The sequence below is a fragment of the Pseudomonas edaphica genome (genome assembly GCF_005863185.1).
Classification (GTDB): Bacteria; Pseudomonadota; Gammaproteobacteria; order Pseudomonadales; family Pseudomonadaceae; genus Aquipseudomonas; species Aquipseudomonas edaphica.
Genome location: NZ_VBVZ01000997.1, coordinates 1 through 1,225 on the forward strand (window position 1 = coordinate 1; position 1,225 = coordinate 1,225).

Here is a 1,225-nt window from a genome sequence, read left to right on the forward strand (position 1 = left end):
CGACGAAGCCTTGGCGGGCGCCAGCCAGCGCATGCCGCGCAGCTATTTGTGGCCGTACCAGATGCATGGTTCGATCGGGCCTTCGTGCGGCGTGGCGGACTATCAAGCAACCGGCAGCCGCGTGTGGTCGGGCAGCCAGAACCCGCACCTGCTGCGCGCAGACCTTGCGTGGTTGCTGGAATGCGACGAAGCGCTGATCGACGTGATCCGCATGGAAGCCGCCGGCTGTTACGGGCGCAACTGTGCGGACGATGTGTGCGCCGATGCCTTGCTGCTGTCGCGCGCGGTGGGCAAGCCGGTGCGCGTGCAACTGACCCGCGAACAGGAACACCTGTGGGAACCCAAGGGCACCGCGCAGTTGATGGATGTTGACGGCGGGCTCAATGCCGACGGCAGCATTGCCGCCTATGACTTTGAAACCAGCTACCCGTCCAACGGCGCGCCGACCCTGGCGCTGTTGCTCACCGGCCGGGTGGAGCCGGTGGCGGCGATGTTCGAGATGGGCGACCGCACCTCGATCCCGCCCTACGCCATCGATAATATGCGCGTGACCATCAACGACATGGCACCCATCGTGCGCGCCTCGTGGATGCGCGGCGTATCGGCGTTGCCCAACACCTTTGCGCATGAATCCTACATCGACGAACTCGCGTTTGCCGCAGGCGTCGACCCGGTGGAATACCGCCTGCGTTACCTCAAGGACGAGCGCGCCATCGAGCTGGTCAAATCCACCGCCGAACGTGCCAACTGGTCACCGCGCACGGCGCCGATGCAAACCGCCAACCAAGACCACCTGTTGCGCGGTCGCGGCTTTGCCTATGCGCGCTATATCCACAGCAAGTTTCCCGGTTTCGGCGCGGCGTGGGCGGCGTGGGTGGCGGACGTGGCGATCGACAAACACACCGGCGATGTGTCGGTGACGCGGGTGGTGATCGGCCATGACTCGGGGATGATGATCAACCCGGCGGGCGTGCAGCATCAGATCCACGGCAATGTGATCCAGTCCACCAGCCGTGTGCTCAAGGAACGGGTGACCTTTGAGGAGTCGACGGTGGCGAGCAAGGAGTGGGGCGGCTACCCGATCCTGACCTACCCCGAAGTGCCCAGGATCGACGTGCTGATGATGCCGCGCCAGGACCAGCCGCCCATGGGCGCCGGCGAGTCGGCTTCGGTGCCGAGTGCGGCGGCGATTGCCAATGCGATCTATGACGCCACCGGCATTCGT

Annotated in this window: 1 protein-coding gene; it reads left to right on the plus strand. The window is 65.2% G+C overall.

From position 1 onward, the window contains the following. A partial coding sequence (locus FEM54_RS32785) for a molybdopterin cofactor-binding domain-containing protein (RefSeq protein WP_138454310.1) occupies positions 1-1,225 on the plus strand: 1,225 nt, incomplete at both ends.